A 15,977-nucleotide genomic window follows, 5' to 3' on the forward strand; every position below is an offset into this window, starting at 1 on the left:
TTGCGGTCCAGCGCACGCTGGTGGAGGACCTGGGCGGCACCTTCCACCACGTCATCGGGGAAGACATCCCCACGGCGCTCCTCGACTTCGCGCGCGGGGTGAACGCCACCCAGATCGTCCTCGGGGTGTCCCGGCGCAAGGGATGGCAGTACGTCTTCGGACCGGGCGTCGGGGCGACGGTCGCCCGGGAGTCGGGCCCCGACCTCGACGTCCACCTGATCACGCACGGCGAGGCGGGCAAGGGGCGCGGACTGCCGGTGGCCCGCAGCGCACGGCTCGGCCGGTCCCGTGTCGTCTGGGGCTGGCTGACCGGTGTGACCGGACCCGCCCTCCTCACGCTGCTGCTGACCGGTGTCGCGCCCGAAGTCGGCCTGGCCAACGACATGTTGCTGTTCCTGGCGCTGACGGTGGCCGCCGCCCTGCTGGGCGGGCTGTATCCCGCCCTGGCCTCGGCCGTGGTCGGCTCCCTGCTGCTGAACTGGTTCTTCACCCCGCCCGTCCACACCCTGACGATCGCCGACCCCAAGAACATCGTCGCCATCGCGATCTTCGTCGGAGTGGCCGTGTCGGTGGCCTCCGTCGTGGACCTCGCGGCCCGCCGCACACAGCAGGCGGCCCGGCTGCGCGCCGAGTCGGAGATCCTGTCCGTTCTGGCGGGCAGTGTGCTGCGCGGCGAGACCAGCCTGGAGGCCCTGCTGGAACGGGTCCGGGAGACCTTCGGCATGGAGTCGGTCGCCCTGCTGGAGCGCGCCAGTGACGTCGATCCGTGGACCTGCGCGGGCAGCGTGGGCACGCGTACGGCGGTCGCACGTCCGGAGGACGCGGACGTGGACATGCCGGTCAGCGACCGCATGGCGCTGGCGCTCTCGGGGCGGGTCCTGCCGGCGGAGGACCGCCGGGTGCTGGCCGCGTTCGCCGCCCAGGCCGCGGTGGTCCTGGACCGCCAGCGGCTGCAGTCGGAGGCCGACCAGTCGCGTGCGCTGGCCGAGGGCAACCGCATCCGCACCGCGCTGCTGGCCGCGGTCAGTCACGACCTGCGTACCCCGCTGGCCGGGATAAAGGCAGCGGTCTCCTCGCTCAGGTCGGATGATGTGGCCTGGTCGGAGGAGGACCGGGCGGAACTCCTCGAAGGCATCGAAGAGGGTGCGGACCGCCTCGACAACCTGGTGGGCAATCTGCTGGACATGTCCCGGCTCCAGACGGGCACGGTCACTCCGCTGATCCGCGAGATCGACCTCGACGAGGTGGTCCCGATGGCTCTCGGCGGGGTCCCCGAGGACAGCGTGACGCTGGACATCCCCGAGACGCTGCCGATGGTCGCCGTCGACCCGGGCCTGCTGGAGCGGTCGGTCGCCAACCTCGTCGAGAACGCCGTGAAATACAGCCCTTCCGACGCGCCGGTCCTGGTCTCCGCGTCCGCGATGGCCGACCGGGTGGAGATACGGGTCGTGGACCGCGGCCCCGGCGTCCCCGACGAGGCCAAGGACCGCATCTTCGAACCCTTCCAGCGCTACGGAGACGCTCCCCGCGGCGCGGGCGTCGGTCTCGGCCTCGCGGTCGCCCGCGGCTTCGCCGAGTCGATGGGCGGCACCCTCGCCGCCGAGGACACCCCCGGCGGCGGCCTCACCATGGTCCTCACCGTCCCGGCAGAGTCCGGCATCGAACCGGTCCGCCCCGACCTTCCGGTGACCGCCACCTCTTAGTGCTCCGACCAGAGGGCGACTGGTCCGTCTGCGTCGTGCCGTACCGGCTGAGCCTGTGAGGGATCGCAGGCTCAGCCGGTGCTCGGGCCGCTACAGCAGGCCGTCGGCGATGGTGCCGAGGGACAGCGCCGGAAGGAAGTTGAGCAGCGCCAGGACGACGGCCGCGGCGGTGGCCAGGACGACGAAGTTGACGCCCTGGGCGCGTAGCGTGCCGACCGTGACGACGCCCGGCTGCTGCTTGGCGAGGCGTCCGGCCAGGGCCAGCACGGCAACCATCGGGAGATACCGCCCTGCCAGCATCGCGAACACCATCAGCAGGTTGTGGAAGTCGGTGGCGCCGTTGAAGCCGGCCATCGCGCTGCCGTTGCTGTTGGTATTGCTGGTGTACGCGTAGATGAGTTCGGTCAGGCCGTGTGCTCCCGGGTTCCCCATGGAGCTCTGGCCGTCGCCGAAGGCGAGCGCGACACCCGTGCACGCGAGAATCACGGTCGGCGGGATCAGCGCGTACACGACGACCCACCGCATCTCCCCGTACCCGATCCGCTTGCGCAGGTACTCGGGCGTGCGACCGACCATCAGACCGCCGATGAAGACGGCCACCAGGACCACCATGATCAGGCCGTAGAGCCCGCTGCCCGTGCCGCCGGGAGCGATCTCACCGAGCATCATCGCGGACAGCAACACACCGCCGCCGAGGCTGGAGAAGCTGTCGTACGAGGAGTTGGCCGCGCCGTCCGCGGAGCCCGTGGCCCCCACGCCGAAGAGTGTGGAGCCGGGGATGCCGAAGCGGGTCTCGGTGCCTTCGTACGGTCCGCCGACCGCCTGCGTGACCGTGCCGGTGTGGGCGCTCTGCGCGAGTGTGCCCGCGGCGAGGAGCAGGCCGAAGAGGATGCCGACGACCGTGAGCAGGGTCCAGCTCTGCTTCAGGCTGCCGATCATCCGGCCGAACATACGCACGCAGGCCGTCGGGATGAGCAGCATCAGCACGATCTCGAAGGCGTTGGTCCAGGCGCTCGGGTTCTCGAAGGGGTGGGCGCTGTTGGCGTTGAAGACGCCACCGCCGTCACCGGTGAACAGCTTGATCGGCTCCCAGGAGCCCACCGGCCCGTCGAGGATCGTCTGCTTGGCGCCCGCGACCGTGGTGAAGGTGTGTCCGCCGCCGAGGCTCTGGATGACACCGCCCGCCATCAGGATCAGGCCGCCGACGACCGCCATCGGGACCAGGATCCGGAAGATCGTGCGCAGCAGGTCGACCCAGAAGTTGCCCAGGTCGTCGGTGGAGCGCCGGACCAGACCCCGGACCAGGGCGAGGGCCACGCAGATGCCGACCGCCGCCGACGCGAACGCCTGGACGCCCAGACCCGCCATCACGGCGAGATGTCCGGTGGTGGACTCACCGGCGTAGTTCTGCCAGCTGGTGTTGGTCGTGAAGGAGACGGCGGTGTGCAGCGCGAGCCGCCACGGCATGCCCTCGTGCCCCGTCGACCAGGGCAGCTTGCCCTGCAGGGTGAACAGGGCGAAGAGCGCCGCGATGCTCATGACGGAGAAGGCGAGCAGGGCGGTGAGATAGTGCCGCCAGGTCTGCTCCTTGGCCGGGTCGATGCCGCAGACGCGATAGAGGGTCTTCTCGCCCCGCCAGTGCCTCCCGCCGTCGAGGGCGCGGGCCATGTAGTCGCCGAGCGGGACGTGCAGCCCCACGACCACGGCGAGAATGATCGATGCCTGGATCCAGGCCGCCATGATCAGGCTCCCTGCTTCGGAGACGACGCGGTTGTCGCGGTCGTCGGGTACTTACGGTCGAGTGCGATGTTCAGCTCGACGACATTGACGCCCGGCTCGCCGAACACACCGAGCGCACGCCCGGTGGTGTACTTCGCGATCAGCCCCCGTACGTCGGCCAGGCTCGCGCCACGCTCATGCGCGACGCGCGGCGCCTGGAGCTTCGCGTACGCCGGGCTGATCTGCGGGTCGAGACCACTGCCGCTCGCGGTGACCGCGTCGGCGGGGACGACCGGGTTCGCCGGGGCGTCGCCACGCACGGGGACGGTCACGGCATGGCTGTAGTCCGCGCCGGGCTTCGCGCACGAGACACGAACTCCCTTGTACGTGGCGAGGAACGGCTGCGCGGGGCAGGCCTGGTCGAGGCTGACCACCTTGGTGACACGACCGCTCGTGCCGCCCTCGTGGAAGACGCCGAGGACCGCGCCGACGCCGTCGTCCGTGCAGTACGGGCGCGAACCGTCGACGCCTTCCAGGTCGCCGACCGCCTTGCTGCGCCCGCACACCAGGGTGAGCAGGCTCGGCTTGTCCAACGCGTCGACGACGGACTCGGGGCCCTGGTTGCCGGCTCCGGACGCGGCGGCGTCGTATCCCGTACCGGCGTTGGAGGGACGGGACTGGAAGTACTGCTTGAGCGGGTTGCCCTTGGCGTCGGTGAAGGACTGGCCGATGAGTGAGGATCCGGCCGGTCTGCCGTCGGCGCCGGTGACCTCCGACCTGCCGTCGAGTCCTGGGACATGGGCCGCCGCCACCATGGCCAGCGGATAGGCCAGGCCGGTCAGGAGAGTCAGGACGAGGACCACCCGGAGTGCCGCGATGTGCTGGGCGAGCCAGTGCGGGATGCGTGTCATGGTCAGATCCCCGGGATGAACTGGACGAGGGCGAAGTCGATGAACTTGATGGCCAGGAACGGGGCGATCACGCCGCCGAGTCCGTAGATCCACAGGTTGCGGGTGAGCAGGGCCGAGGCGGAGGAAGGCCGGTAGCGGACACCGCGCAGGGCGAGCGGGATCAGCGCCACGATGACCACCGCGTTGAAGACGACCGCGGAGAGGATCGCGGACAGCGGCGAGTGCAGAGCCATGATGTTGAGCCGGTCGAGCCCCGGGTACACCGCGGCGAACATCGCGGGCAGGATCGCGAAGTACTTGGCGATGTCGTTGGCGATCGAGAAGGTCGTGAGCGCGCCCCGGGTGATGAGGAGCTGCTTGCCGATCTCGACGATCTCGATGATCTTCGTGGGGTCGGAGTCGAGGTCGACCATGTTGCCGGCCTCCTTGGCGGCCGACGTACCCGTGTTCATCGCCACGCCCACGTCGGCCTGCGCGAGCGCCGGTGCGTCGTTCGTGCCGTCGCCCGTCATCGCGATGAGGTGACCGCCGGCCTGCTCCCGCTTGATCAGCTCCAGCTTGTCCTCGGGCGTGGCCTCGGCAAGGAAGTCGTCGACGCCCGCCTCCTCGGCGATCGCCTTGGCGGTCACCGGATTGTCGCCGGTGATCATCACCGTACGGATGCCCATCCGGCGCAGCTCGTCGAAGCGTTCGCGCAGACCCGGTTTGACGACGTCCTTGAGGTGGACGACACCGAGTACCTCGGCCCGGCCGTCGCTCGTGGACTGCGCCACGGCCAGCGGCGTGCCGCCCGACGCGGAGACCTGCTGGACGGTCGCCTCCAGCGCGAGCGGAACCTCGCCGCCCTGCTCGCGCACCCACGCCGCGACCGATGCCGCCGCGCCCTTGCGCAGCCGCTGACCGCTGGGAAGGTCGACTCCCGACATACGGGTGGCGGCGGTGAACGGCACCCACTCGGCGCCGTTCGCGACCCGCTCGGTCAACTCGTGCTTTTCGTAGGCGAACTCGACGATGGAACGACCCTCGGGCGTCTCGTCGGCCAAGCTGGAAAGGAGCGCGGCCTGCGCCAGCCGCTCCATGGGGACCGCCCCGACCGGGAGGAACGCGCTCGCCCGCCGGTTGCCGAAGGTGATGGTGCCGGTCTTGTCGAGCAGCAGGGTGTTGACGTCACCGGCCGCCTCGACCGCCCTGCCGGACATGGCAAGGACGTTGCGCTGCACCAGCCGGTCCATGCCCGCGATGCCGATCGCCGAGAGCAGCGCGCCGATCGTGGTCGGGATCAGACAGACGAGCAGCGAGACCAGCACGATGGCAGTGACACCGTTCGAGGTCAGCGCCGCGGTGTCGTGCGCGGCGGCCATCGCGTCCTTGGAGAAGATCGCCATCGGCTGCAGGGTCACGACCGCGACCAGGAAGACGAAGGTCAGCATGACCAGCAGCAGGTTCAGCGCCAGCTCGTTGGGGGTCTTCTGCCGGTTGGCGCCCTCGACCAGGGTGATCATCCGGTCGAGGAAGCTCTGCCCGGGCTCCTGGGTGATGCGAACGACGAGGTGGTCGGAGAGCACCCGAGTGCCGCCGGTGACCGCGCTGCGGTCGCCGCCGGACTCGCGGATGACCGGCGCGGACTCACCGGTGATCGCCGACTCGTCGACGCTCGCCGCGCCCTGGATGACGTCGCCGTCGCCGGGGATCAGCTCCCCGGCCGGTACGGACACGATGTCGCCGCGCCTCAACTCGGAGGCGGCGACGGCCTCTTCGAGGTAGGCGTCCTGAGGCGCCCCGGGCTCCCAGCCCGCGAGGCGCCAGGCGGTGGTCTGCTGCCGGGTCCTGCGCAGCGAGTCGGCCTGTGCCTTGCCGCGGCTCTCGGCCACGGCCTCGGCGAGGTTGGCGAAGACCACCGTCAGCCACAGCCAGCCGGTGATCAGCCAGCCGAAGAGGCTGGGGTGGACCACCGCGATACCCGTGGTCAGCGCGGCGCCGACCTCGGTCACGAACATGACAGGGTTACGGAACAGGGTGACCGGATTCAGCTTGCGCAGCGCCTGGGGGAGCGCGCGCCACAGCTGCGTCGGATCGAGCATTCCGGCGCCGACCCGGCGCGGTTGCCCCGGTCCGGGCGGAGGGGAGTCCGGCACGGGCGCGGGCCGGGTCTCGGCGGGAGCGGACATCAGAACTTCTCCGGCTTGATCAGGGCGACGATCAGGTAGGCGAGCAGTGAGACGGCCACGATCAGGCCGACGGTGTTTTCGACGGTCATCGAGACCTCGTCCTCACACATAGAGGTTTGCGGACAGGGGGCATTTATTGATCTTTCGGACCGCCCGTGCTGCACAACCCGTGCTGTACAAGGGGCAGCCCTCCGCCGAGGGGAAGCTCGGCGGAGGGTCCGGGGAAGGGACTCGGCGCTACAGTCCGATGTCGCGGCGGTTCATGTCGTCGAGGGATTCGCGGCGTACGAGTACGCGTGCGATGCCGTCGGAGACGGCGACGACGGGTGGGCGGCCGACGAGGTTGTAGCCGGAGGCCATGGAAAGGTGATAGGCGCCGGCGGCGGGGACGGTGAGAAGGTCGCCGGGGTGGATGTCGCCGGGGAGTGCTACTTCGTCGGCGAGGATGTCGCCGGCTTCGCAGTGGCGGCCGACGACGGTGACGAGACGGGGTGGTGCGGTGGAGGTGCGGCCGATGAGACGGGGTGCGTAGCGCACTCCGTAGAGGGCGGGTCGCGGGTTGTCGCTCATGCCCCCGTCGACGGCGACGAAGGTGTGGGTGCCGGTGCGTTTGACGGCCAGCACCCGGTAGACGGCGACGCCGGCGGGGCCGACGATGGCGCGGCCGGGTTCGAGGGTGAGGCGGGGCACGGGCAGCTGGGCGCGGGCGCAGCCGTCTTCGAGTTCGGCGCGGACCCGTCCGGCCAGGACGGAGATGTTGAGGTGTTCTTCGCCGGGGCGGTAGGCGATGGCGTGGCCGCCGCCGATGTTCAGCTGGGGGAGGGTGATGCCGTGCTGGTCGCGGATGCGGGCGAGGAGTCCGATCATGCGGCGTACGGCGGCGACGTACGGTTTCACGGTGGTGACCTGGGAGCCGATGTGGCAGTGCAGGCCGACGAGTTCGAGGTGGGGCTGGTCGAGTATGCGGGTGACGGCGTGCTGCGCCGAGCCGTCGGTGAGGGAGAGGCCGAATTTCTGGTCGTCGGTGCCGGTGCGGATTTTGGTGTGTCCGCCGGCGACGATGCCGGGCACCACGCGGACCATGACGGGCTGGCGGGTGCCGGGGGGTGTGAGCGCGGCGAGCCGGGCGATCTCGGAGGTGCTGTCGACGACGATGCGGCCGACACCCAGGCGCAGGGCGGTGCTGAGGTCTTCGGGGCTCTTGGCGTTTCCGTGCAGCACGATCTTCTCGGGCGGGAAGCCGGTGGTGACGGCGAGTGCGAGTTCTCCGGCGGAGCACACGTCCAGGCCCAGGCCTTCTTCCTGGACCCAGTGGGCCATGGCCCGGCACAGGAACGCTTTGGCGGCGTAGACGATGTCGGCGTCGGGGAAGGCGGTGCGGTAGGCGCGGCAGCGCTCGCGGACTTCCTGTTCGTCGAGGATGTAGAGGGGGGTGCCGAAGCGGTCGGCGGCCTCGGTGAGGGAGACACCGCCGACGGAGATGTCGCCGTGGGGTTCGGGGTGGGCGGAGCGGGGCCAGACGGAGAGGCCTTCGGCGTCTCGTGCGTCGGTGTGGGCTCCTTGGCCGGGGCTGTCGGTCCCGGGTGCCCGGTGCAGTTCCTGAACAGGCAGTTCCTGAACGGGCTTTTCCTGGACAGGCTGTTCCTGAACGGACAGTTCCTGGTCGGGCTTTTCCTGGATGGGCAGTTCCTGAATGGACATGGCGTCTCCTCAGCCGATCAGCAGGTTCAGGCACGCGACGACGGCGGCGGCGCCGGTCACCCGCAGGGCGCCGACGTGCTGGGGGTGCCAGCGGCGCCAGGAGTTCTCGCGCTCGCGGGCGGTGGCCGCGGTGCGGTCGGCCGAGGGGGCGGAGAACTGCGGGTCGATGGTGAGGGCGGTGACGCCCAGGGGCGCGGCGAGGGCGCGCAGTGCGGGTTCGGAGAGCCGGATGGAGGCCTGGTCCGTGCCGAGTGTGGCGGTGAGCTTGGCCGCCGAGGTGAAGCCGACGGCCGTACGGCCGCCCAGTGGGGTGCGGAAGAACCGGGCCGTGCAGCCCGTGGGCCCCGACCGGACAGGAACGAAGAGAAGTCCGGCCGGGAAGCGTTCGGAGGGCTCCGGGTCCTCGGAATGCTCGACTGGAGACATGATGCGGCTCCTCGAAGAAGGCGACGTGCGCCGCTCGGTCGGATCGGCCGGGCGCTTCGATGAAGCTATGCCCGCCCGACCGGGTCCGGGGCCCCTCACTGACGGATGCTTGACGCCCTGTCCCCGACCCATAACGCGACGCTGATGGGCAGGAGGATGCCTGGTCAGCGGCGCGTTCGAGGCCACGGTCAGAACCACGCCGGGGCCGCCCTCGGCCGCTGACGGGCGCGTACGGGATCGAGCCCGCGGACATGCCGCCGGCGCGCCGCGTCGCGGGCGGCGCACGACGGCGCCCGCTCTCGCTCGCCCGCAGGGGGCTCGGTCAGGGCCTGCCGTCCGTCAGCTCCCGGGCGTCGAGCGGCATCCGCAGACTGATGCGACGGTGCACGGAGGCGAGGTCGTTCTCGAGGGGCGAAGACGGCACCGCCGGCACGGGACAGGCGGCGTGCGCGAGGCAGTACCGGGCGACGGACGGGAACAGAGCGCGGTGCAACCTCCCCACGCCGCTCACAGCCAGCCGTTGCGTCGGAAGGCCCGGTAGATCACGGTGCAGATGACGATGATGCCGAGGATGACCAGGGGGTAGCCGAAGGTCCAGTGGAGTTCGGGCATGTGGTCGAAGTTCATGCCGTAGATGCCGACGATGCCGATGGGTACGGCGATGAGGGCGCCGATGGCGCTGATACGGCGCATGTCGGAGTTCTGCTGGACGCCGGTCTGCGCGAGGGCGAGGGACAGGGCGGTGTCGGTCACCTCGGTGAGTGTGGTGATGCGTTCGGCGGCCTGGGTGAGGTGGTCGCTGACGTCGCGGAGGTACGTGGCGATGTCCTTGTCCACGCCGGGCAGCCGGCCTCCGGCGAGCTCCCGCATCGGCCCTGCGAGCGGGGCCACCGCGCGGCGCAGCTGCAGGAGCTCGCGTTTGAGCTGGTAGACGCGGCGGATGTCGTGGGCCTGCTGGGGCGCGAAGGTGCAGCCCTCCGCTTCGTCCACGTCCGTCTCGACGGCGGTGACGACCTCGAGGTACTGGTCGACGACGGTGTCGGCGATGGCGTGCAGTACGGCGGCGGGGCCGTGCGCGAGCAGTTCGGGGCGGCTTTCCAGGGTGCGCCGGACGCCGGTGAGCTGGCGGGAGGGGCCGTGTCGTACGACGACGATGAAGCCCTTGCCCATGAAGACCATGATCTCGCCGGTGTCGACGATCTCGCTGGTGGCCGTGAGGTGTTCGTGCTCGACGTAGAGCGCGGTCCGCATCACGAGGAAGAGGGTGTCGTCGTAGCGTTCGAGCTTGGGGCGCTGGTGGGCGGTGAGGGCGTCCTCGACGGCCAGGGGGTGCAGGCCGAAGGCGCGCGCGACGCTCTGGAGCTGGTCTTCGGTGGGTTCGTGCAGGCCGATCCAGACGAAGCTGTCCGGGGTGGCGTGGCAGGCGGTCATCGCCTGGTGGAGGGGGAGGAGGCCCGGTCGGCGCTTGCCGTGTTCGTACAGGGCGCAGTCGACCACGGAGTCCGGGTTCGACCGCGGCGGTGGAGGTGTCGGGGGTGTATCGCTGGCCGTCATGGCGTCTCCTCGCGACCGGCGCGGCCTGGTGCGCGTACGGCCCGTTGCCATATTTCCACGAGGACACGAGTTACGTCGTGGGGCGCATCTGGTGCCGCCGTCACCCCCGGCTCGCTGACCGGCATCAATCCACGGCCAGGACACCCCCACGGCCAACCCGGCGCGGCGCGGCAACCGGGCTAACCCATTGGGCGGCAATCCCGCGTCGCGCGCGTACCCCCCCGCCTCCCAGCCGCCAGAATCACCGATCGATGAGGGGAATCCGGCACACCCCAGGAGGCGAACGGCGTGGAGCTCTCTCGGCGCGATCTCATGAAGGGGGCCGCCGTCGGCGGGCTCCTACTCGGATTTCCCGGGCTCACCGTGCAGTACGAGGCCATGGCATCACCACTGGTGAGACCTCTGGCCGAAGCCGTCGCGGCGGCCTGCGCCCGCCTCGCCGACCAGGGCTGGCGCACGCTCCTGCGCACAGTCACCCGCGGGGTCCTGGACATCGGCGCCCGCGACCTGGCTGCCGAGTTGGCCAAGCCGATCCCCGCACTCGACCGCGCGGTACCCGGCTTCGGGGACTTCGCACCGTCCCTGCCGGCCCGCGGCATCGAGCCCGGCAACCCGGCGCGCAGCCTCCTCTACCACGCCTTCGCCGCGGCGGCCGTGCTCACCGACGGCCGCGGCCGCACCCTCGGCGCGTTCCCCACCCTCGCCGAGATCGAAGCCGTCGAGAACTACGTCTACGGGGTCCACCCGCCCACCCTCGACCGGCTCCGGGAGATCGCCGGGGACAACCCCCTCGGCGTCGTCGTCTTCGCCCTCGACTACCGCGACGCGACCGGCTCCGTGCACGGTCGCCACGCCGACCTCTGCTTCTCCCGCACCGGCATCACCCGTATGGGTACCACCGGCCCCAGCTACGACGCCCGCGGCCGCCAGTTCGCCGCCCTCGACCCGAAGCAGCCGTTCGTCTTCCACACGGTCCCGCAGCGCTTCGCCCCGTACCTCGCCATGCAGGTGACCGGCGCCGACAGCCGGCGCTTCGGGCCCCGGAACGTGGTGTCCGGCGACGACGAGCGGACCTTCTGGGTACCGCTGCACAAGCTGTTCCCCGGCCGGGAGTGCGTCGCGGGCCTGGACCTGTCCCTCTCCCTCGACTCCCGCATGGTCAACGAGAAACTCAAGCGGATGCACCTGTTCCTGCGGGAGCAGGGCTATCCGACCGAGTGGACCGGCAAGGATCTGGACGCCTTCCCCTTCACCATCCGCGACGACAAGATCGCCGCGCTGCTCCCCGCACAGCAGGCCCACGGCTCGGGCGTCCTCGCCCCCCAGCCGCAGCCCTTCGCCAACCGGGCCCGGTTCGGGGGCAAGTGGCTGACCTTCGACGTCTCCTCCGACCTGGTCCAGGACCCGGGCATCCTGTACTTCTCCTCCGTCCAGCTCATCCCCGGCGCGGTCGAGACCGAGCCGACGTACGCGCAGGGCGCCGTCCCTGACAACGACCGGCGCTCCCCCGAGTACGTCAACATCCGCCACCGCCTGCACGACGACGGCCGGCTGGAGGACCTCAACCTCAACCCGGACATGGAGACGATCACCCACAAGGGCGGCTACCGGGCCCAGCACTGGATCGACTTCGCCGGGGACGGCTTCGTCTCCGTCCAGTGCCCGCAACTCGCGGCGGAGATCGACACCTTCAAGCCCGCCTTCTGCAGCGTCGCGCCCCCCGACTTCTTCCCCGACGTCAACCAGCACGACCTGACCGTGTGGTGGCGCACCTCGGTGCCCGAGGAGACCCGGGACGCCCTGTGGGCCCTACCGCCGCGGCCGCTTTCGGAGTTCCGCTTCGCCGGCGACATCACCCTCCCCAAGGGCTTCGACATCTACGACGACACCGTCACCGCGGTGGTCGGGCAGCCCGCGCCCGGCGACCCGGTGGCACGCCCTCTGCCCGACGACGCCCGCGGCCGGTACTCGGGCCTGCCCGACGCGGCGGCCGGGGTGACCGACCCGGGCTGGGAGGTGAGCCAGGGGCTGGTCTACAACGAGCCCGGGGCCCCGCTCCAGCGCTACATGCAGGCGTACAGCCTCGGCACGCCGTTCCTGGAGGACGCCAAGCTCTGCGCCGCGCTGGGCAGTTACTGGCCCGCCGTGGCACCGGACGCGACGCGGACCTTCACCCCGCTCAAGCACGCATCCGGTTTCCCCTACCCGTGGCCGACGATCGTGCCGCTGACCGATGCCGAGATCGGCATGGAGGAGGTCCGGGGACTGGGCCGGCTGCCGTGGGACGGGATCAGGGGACCCGAGGTCCGGGTGGTCGGCGGCCGCGCGGTGGTCGCGTACCAGGACATCGACCGGGCCGACTACATCACCACCCAGGACCGGCTCACCGCGTACCTCACCGCGCGTGTGGACCTCGCCGAGACCAAGGCACGAGTGCTGGCCATGTCGGCGGTCTACTGGAGCCTCGGCATCCACGACCCGGAGTTCGTGACCCGGTTCGGGGACCGGGCGGTGATCGAGATCCTGAAGGCCAAGTCGGCGTGGGCGGTCCTGTCGTTCACCGCGGTGGAGGCGGGCGACGCGGGACTCGCGGAGGCCGAACGGTCCGCCAGAGGCCGCCTGGCCGGACCGCGGCGCTACCGGTTCCGGGTCTACCGGCCCGGGGCCGAGAGCCGCGACCCCGGCAACATCCAGAAGGTGCTGGTGGAGATCGCCGAGGACGTCGCGGCCTACACCGACGGCCGTACGGTACTGCTGCGAAGGGACCAAGGCCCGTGGACGCGCGACACGTCCGTACCGACGCCGACGTCCTGATCGCCGGGGCCGGGCCCGCCGGATGCGCGGCGGCGATCGTCTGCGCGTCCGCCGGGCTGCGGACCGTGCTCACCGAACGCCTGGCCGCACCCGTGGCCCGCCCGGGCGAGGCCCTGCACCCGGGCGCCGAGACCCTGCTGGCCCGGCTGCTGCCCGGCGGATTCGCTGACGCCGTCGGAGCCCGGCACGAGGGGATCACGGTCGGGTGGGGCACGGAGCCCCGGTTCCAGCCGTTCGGGCGGGACGAGAGCGGTCCCTGGCACGGCTTCCAGGTGGACCGCCGGCGGCTGGACGCGCTGCTGCTGGACCGGGCCCGGGAGGCGGGCGCGGAGGTCCGTCTCGGCTGCCGGGTACGGGAACCGGTGGTGGAGGGCGGCGCGGTGACCGGGGTCCGGCTGGGCGGGACGGCCGCGCCGCTGCGTACCCGTACCGTCATCGACGCGACGGGCCGCGCCCGCTGGCTGAGCCGCGCCCTCGGCCTGACCGCCCCGCCGCGCTCGCCACGACTGCTGATCCGGTACGGCTACGCGGCCGGGTCCTGTCCGCAGCGGGACGCGGCTCCGGCGATCGCCGCGGACCGCTCCGGCTGGACGTGGACCGCGCGGGTGGGCCGGGACCGATACCAGTGGATGCGGCTGGACTTCGTACCGGAGCAGGGGCGGCCGCGCAGCGGGCCCCCGAAGGAGTTCGCGGGCCTTGTGCCCGAGGGACCGGCCCGGTCTGCGGACGTCAGCTGGCGGCTGTGCTCGAGGGCCGCCGGGCCGGGCTGGTTCGTGGCCGGGGACGCGGGCGTCCTGCTGGACCCCGCCTCGTCGCACGGGGTGCTGCGGGCCCTCCTGTCGGGCTGGACGGCGGGCTCGCTGGCCGCGGGGGTCGCGGGCCACGTCCTGGAGGAGGGTGAGGCGGCCGGGATGTACGGGCGCTGGCTGCGGGAGGGAGCGGAACGCGACATGACCGAGCTGTCCGCCCGCTACGCCGAGCTCGGCGCCCACGGGTTCGGCTGACGCGCGCGCGGTGGCCGCCGCGATCCGCCTGGCAACAGGATCACGTCGGCGTCCTTGCCGGGCGCGAGGCCGCCGTCCAGCCGGGCGATTGGTCCAACGCGCCAGCCGCTGCATCTCCTCATCGGTCAAGTCCGCCCCGTCGAGGACCACCGCGACCGGATCGCCGCGATTGGTGCTCGCGTGTTCACGCGTCGGCGGAAGCAGTTCCATGCGAACGGGCGCCGGGGCAATCGGGACACGGCCAGTTACGACAAGGTGGACTGGCCGACCGGGACTTCAGGACGAGGTGCCGGTGAGGCCACCGCACACCCGGGCAGCACGCCCTGCTTCGGTGCCTGGAAGCCGCCGATCTTCTGCTCGAGCAGTTCGGCCAGCCGCAGCGGGGTGCGGTCCTCGAACATCGGGCCGATGAGCTGCACTCCCACCGGCAGACCCTCGGGGGACCGGCCCGCTGGTATGGCGGTGGCGGGTAGACCGGGCATGGTGGGCAGACCGGCCCAGACGAGCTGGTCGAAGTACGGGTGGTCGACGCCGTCGATGTCGAGTCGGCGTTCCCTCGGATCGGGGTTGTGGTCGTGCGGGAACGCGGGAGTGGGCGTGATGGGACACACCACGGCGTCGAACTCGGCGAAGAGCCGCCGCCAGCCATGGCGGTGGAGCTCGCGACGGCTGTTCGCCTCGATCCAGTCGCGGTGGCTGAACACCATGGCGCGCAGCCGCGCCGCATCGAGACTCTGGTCGTCCGCGCCCAGTTCGGCGGCGCGGGTCCGCAGCTGCTCGTACGCTTCGACTGGAAAACGTGCGACTTGGCTCGAAAACAGCAACTGCGTGTAGAGCATCGCGGCTTCGGTCAGATCGGGCAGCAGCGGGCTGTGCCGTTCGACGCGGGCGCCGTCGTCGACCAGCGCGTCGGCCACCCGGTTCACGCCCGCCCGCACAGCGGACCCGGTCGGAATGAGCGGATGCTCGTCGAGGACCAGGACCCGGAAGTCGCAGAGCCGCTCGTGGCGCGCGGGCGGCAGCGTCAAGTCGTGCGCCACACCGAGCGTCAGCGGGTCCGGTCCGGCCATGACGTCGAGCAGGAGCCCGAGGTCGCGGGCGGTGCGCGCCATCGGACCGACGACGGCGAGGTCAGGGTCGGCCGGCAATGCCGGCGCGGACGGCGGGACCATACCGCGGTTCGCCGCCAGCCCGAGCGTCGGCTTGTGTGCGTAGACACCGCAGAAATGTGCGGGGGTGCGCAACGAACCGGCGATGTCGGAACCGATGGACAGCGCGCCGAATCCGGACGCCAGGGCCGCCGCTGATCCGCCGGAGGATCCACCCGGCGTGCGACCGTGATCCCACGGGTTATTGGTGGTGCCGTAGATCTCGTTGAAGCTCTGCACATCTTGCAGCCCGAAAGGCACATTGGTCTTACCGAGCACCACCGCGCCCGCGGCCTTGAGCCGCGACACCTGCACCGCGTCCTCGGCCGGCATGTAGTTCCGGTGCGGCGGCATGCCCCAGGTCGTGGGCAGCCCGGCGATGTTGTAGGACTCTTTCACCGTCACCGGAATGCCGAGCAGCGGCCGGTCCTCACCACGGGCGCGCGCCTGGTCGGCACCGCGCGCGGCGGCCCGCGCACGGCCGAAGTCCGGCACACAGATGGCGTTGATCGCCTTGTCGTCCCGCTCGATACGGGCGATCGCCTCTTCGGTCAGTTCCGCCGAGCTCACTTCACCGGCCCGCAAGGCAGCCGCGAGTTCTTCGGCCGTCGGAAAATTCCACTCCATGAATCCGACCGTATCGGCCACTGGAAGAGGCCATGAAATGCCGCTTCGCGCAACGGGGTTGGTGGTACGTGGTGAACGGGAGCCCGGGGCGCGCCCGGCCCACCACGGAGCCTCCGCAAAAACCCGTTGGCGGACCACCACGACCACTGCTACTTTGCCGGAGGCCGTGCGAGAGAACGAGGAGGTGGTACCCGTGAACACA

11 protein-coding genes are annotated in these 15,977 nt (G+C 71.1%); 3 read left to right on the forward strand and 8 right to left on the reverse strand.

Translation table 11 applies throughout. From position 1 onward, the window contains the following. Positions 1-1,703 (forward strand): DUF4118 domain-containing protein (locus AQJ27_RS40430; protein WP_159064527.1); only part of this gene is annotated, 1,703 nt, incomplete at its 5' end. Between the two features lie 90 nt (positions 1,704-1,793). Here AQJ27_RS40430 and kdpA read toward each other — a convergent pair. From kdpA to AQJ27_RS40465, 7 genes are all read right to left on the reverse strand, one after another. Then, positions 1,794-3,443, reverse strand: a complete 1,650-nt coding sequence (gene kdpA, locus AQJ27_RS40435) for a potassium-transporting ATPase subunit KdpA (protein ID WP_067380501.1) — start codon at positions 3,441-3,443, stop codon at positions 1,794-1,796. Between the two features lie 2 nt (positions 3,444-3,445). Then, complete coding sequence (locus tag AQJ27_RS40440) at positions 3,446-4,333, reverse strand: potassium-transporting ATPase subunit C (protein WP_067380503.1); 888 nt, start codon at positions 4,331-4,333, stop codon at positions 3,446-3,448. Positions 4,334-4,335: 2 nt separating this feature from the next. Further along, on the reverse strand, positions 4,336-6,501 hold the full coding sequence (kdpB, locus tag AQJ27_RS40445) for a potassium-transporting ATPase subunit KdpB (protein WP_079065618.1): 2,166 nt from the start codon (positions 6,499-6,501) through the stop codon (positions 4,336-4,338). Then, positions 6,501-6,590 carry a K(+)-transporting ATPase subunit F gene (gene kdpF, locus AQJ27_RS40450; protein ID WP_101913836.1) on the reverse strand — a complete coding sequence of 30 codons (90 nt, stop codon included), beginning with the start codon at positions 6,588-6,590 and terminating at the stop codon, positions 6,501-6,503. The genes kdpB and kdpF overlap by 1 nt, the downstream gene beginning before the upstream one ends. Positions 6,591-6,738: 148 nt before the next feature. Then, positions 6,739-8,202 (reverse strand): diaminopimelate decarboxylase, encoded by a 1,464-nt coding sequence (gene lysA, locus AQJ27_RS40455; protein WP_079065619.1) that lies wholly within the window; start codon positions 8,200-8,202, stop codon positions 6,739-6,741. A 9-nt stretch (positions 8,203-8,211) separates the two neighbouring features. Next, positions 8,212-8,628 (reverse strand): SAV_915 family protein, encoded by a 417-nt coding sequence (locus AQJ27_RS40460; RefSeq protein WP_067380508.1) that lies wholly within the window; start codon positions 8,626-8,628, stop codon positions 8,212-8,214. A 507-nt stretch (positions 8,629-9,135) separates the two neighbouring features. Further along, positions 9,136-10,182 carry a magnesium and cobalt transport protein CorA gene (locus AQJ27_RS40465; RefSeq protein WP_159064528.1) on the reverse strand — a complete coding sequence of 349 codons (1,047 nt, stop codon included), beginning with the start codon at positions 10,180-10,182 and terminating at the stop codon, positions 9,136-9,138. Positions 10,183-10,470: 288 nt separating this feature from the next. Between AQJ27_RS40465 and AQJ27_RS55895 the strand changes: the two genes are divergently transcribed. Then, positions 10,471-12,996, forward strand: a complete 2,526-nt coding sequence (locus AQJ27_RS55895) for a twin-arginine translocation signal domain-containing protein (protein ID WP_159064529.1) — start codon at positions 10,471-10,473, stop codon at positions 12,994-12,996. Continuing rightward, positions 12,957-14,000 (forward strand): NAD(P)/FAD-dependent oxidoreductase, encoded by a 1,044-nt coding sequence (locus tag AQJ27_RS56775; RefSeq protein ID WP_067380512.1) that lies wholly within the window; start codon positions 12,957-12,959, stop codon positions 13,998-14,000. Before AQJ27_RS55895 ends, AQJ27_RS56775 begins: the two co-directional genes overlap by 40 nt. Before the next feature lie 245 nt (positions 14,001-14,245). Here AQJ27_RS56775 and AQJ27_RS40480 read toward each other — a convergent pair whose 3' ends face one another. Further along, positions 14,246-15,775: an amidase gene (locus tag AQJ27_RS40480; protein ID WP_235613881.1), complete on the reverse strand. Its 1,530-nt coding sequence runs from the start codon at positions 15,773-15,775 to the stop codon at positions 14,246-14,248. Between the last annotated feature and the right edge of the window lie 202 nt (positions 15,776-15,977).

Origin of the sequence: Streptomyces olivochromogenes (assembly GCF_001514115.1) — a bacterium.
In the GTDB taxonomy this organism is placed as follows: Bacteria; Actinomycetota; Actinomycetes; order Streptomycetales; family Streptomycetaceae; genus Streptomyces; species Streptomyces olivochromogenes.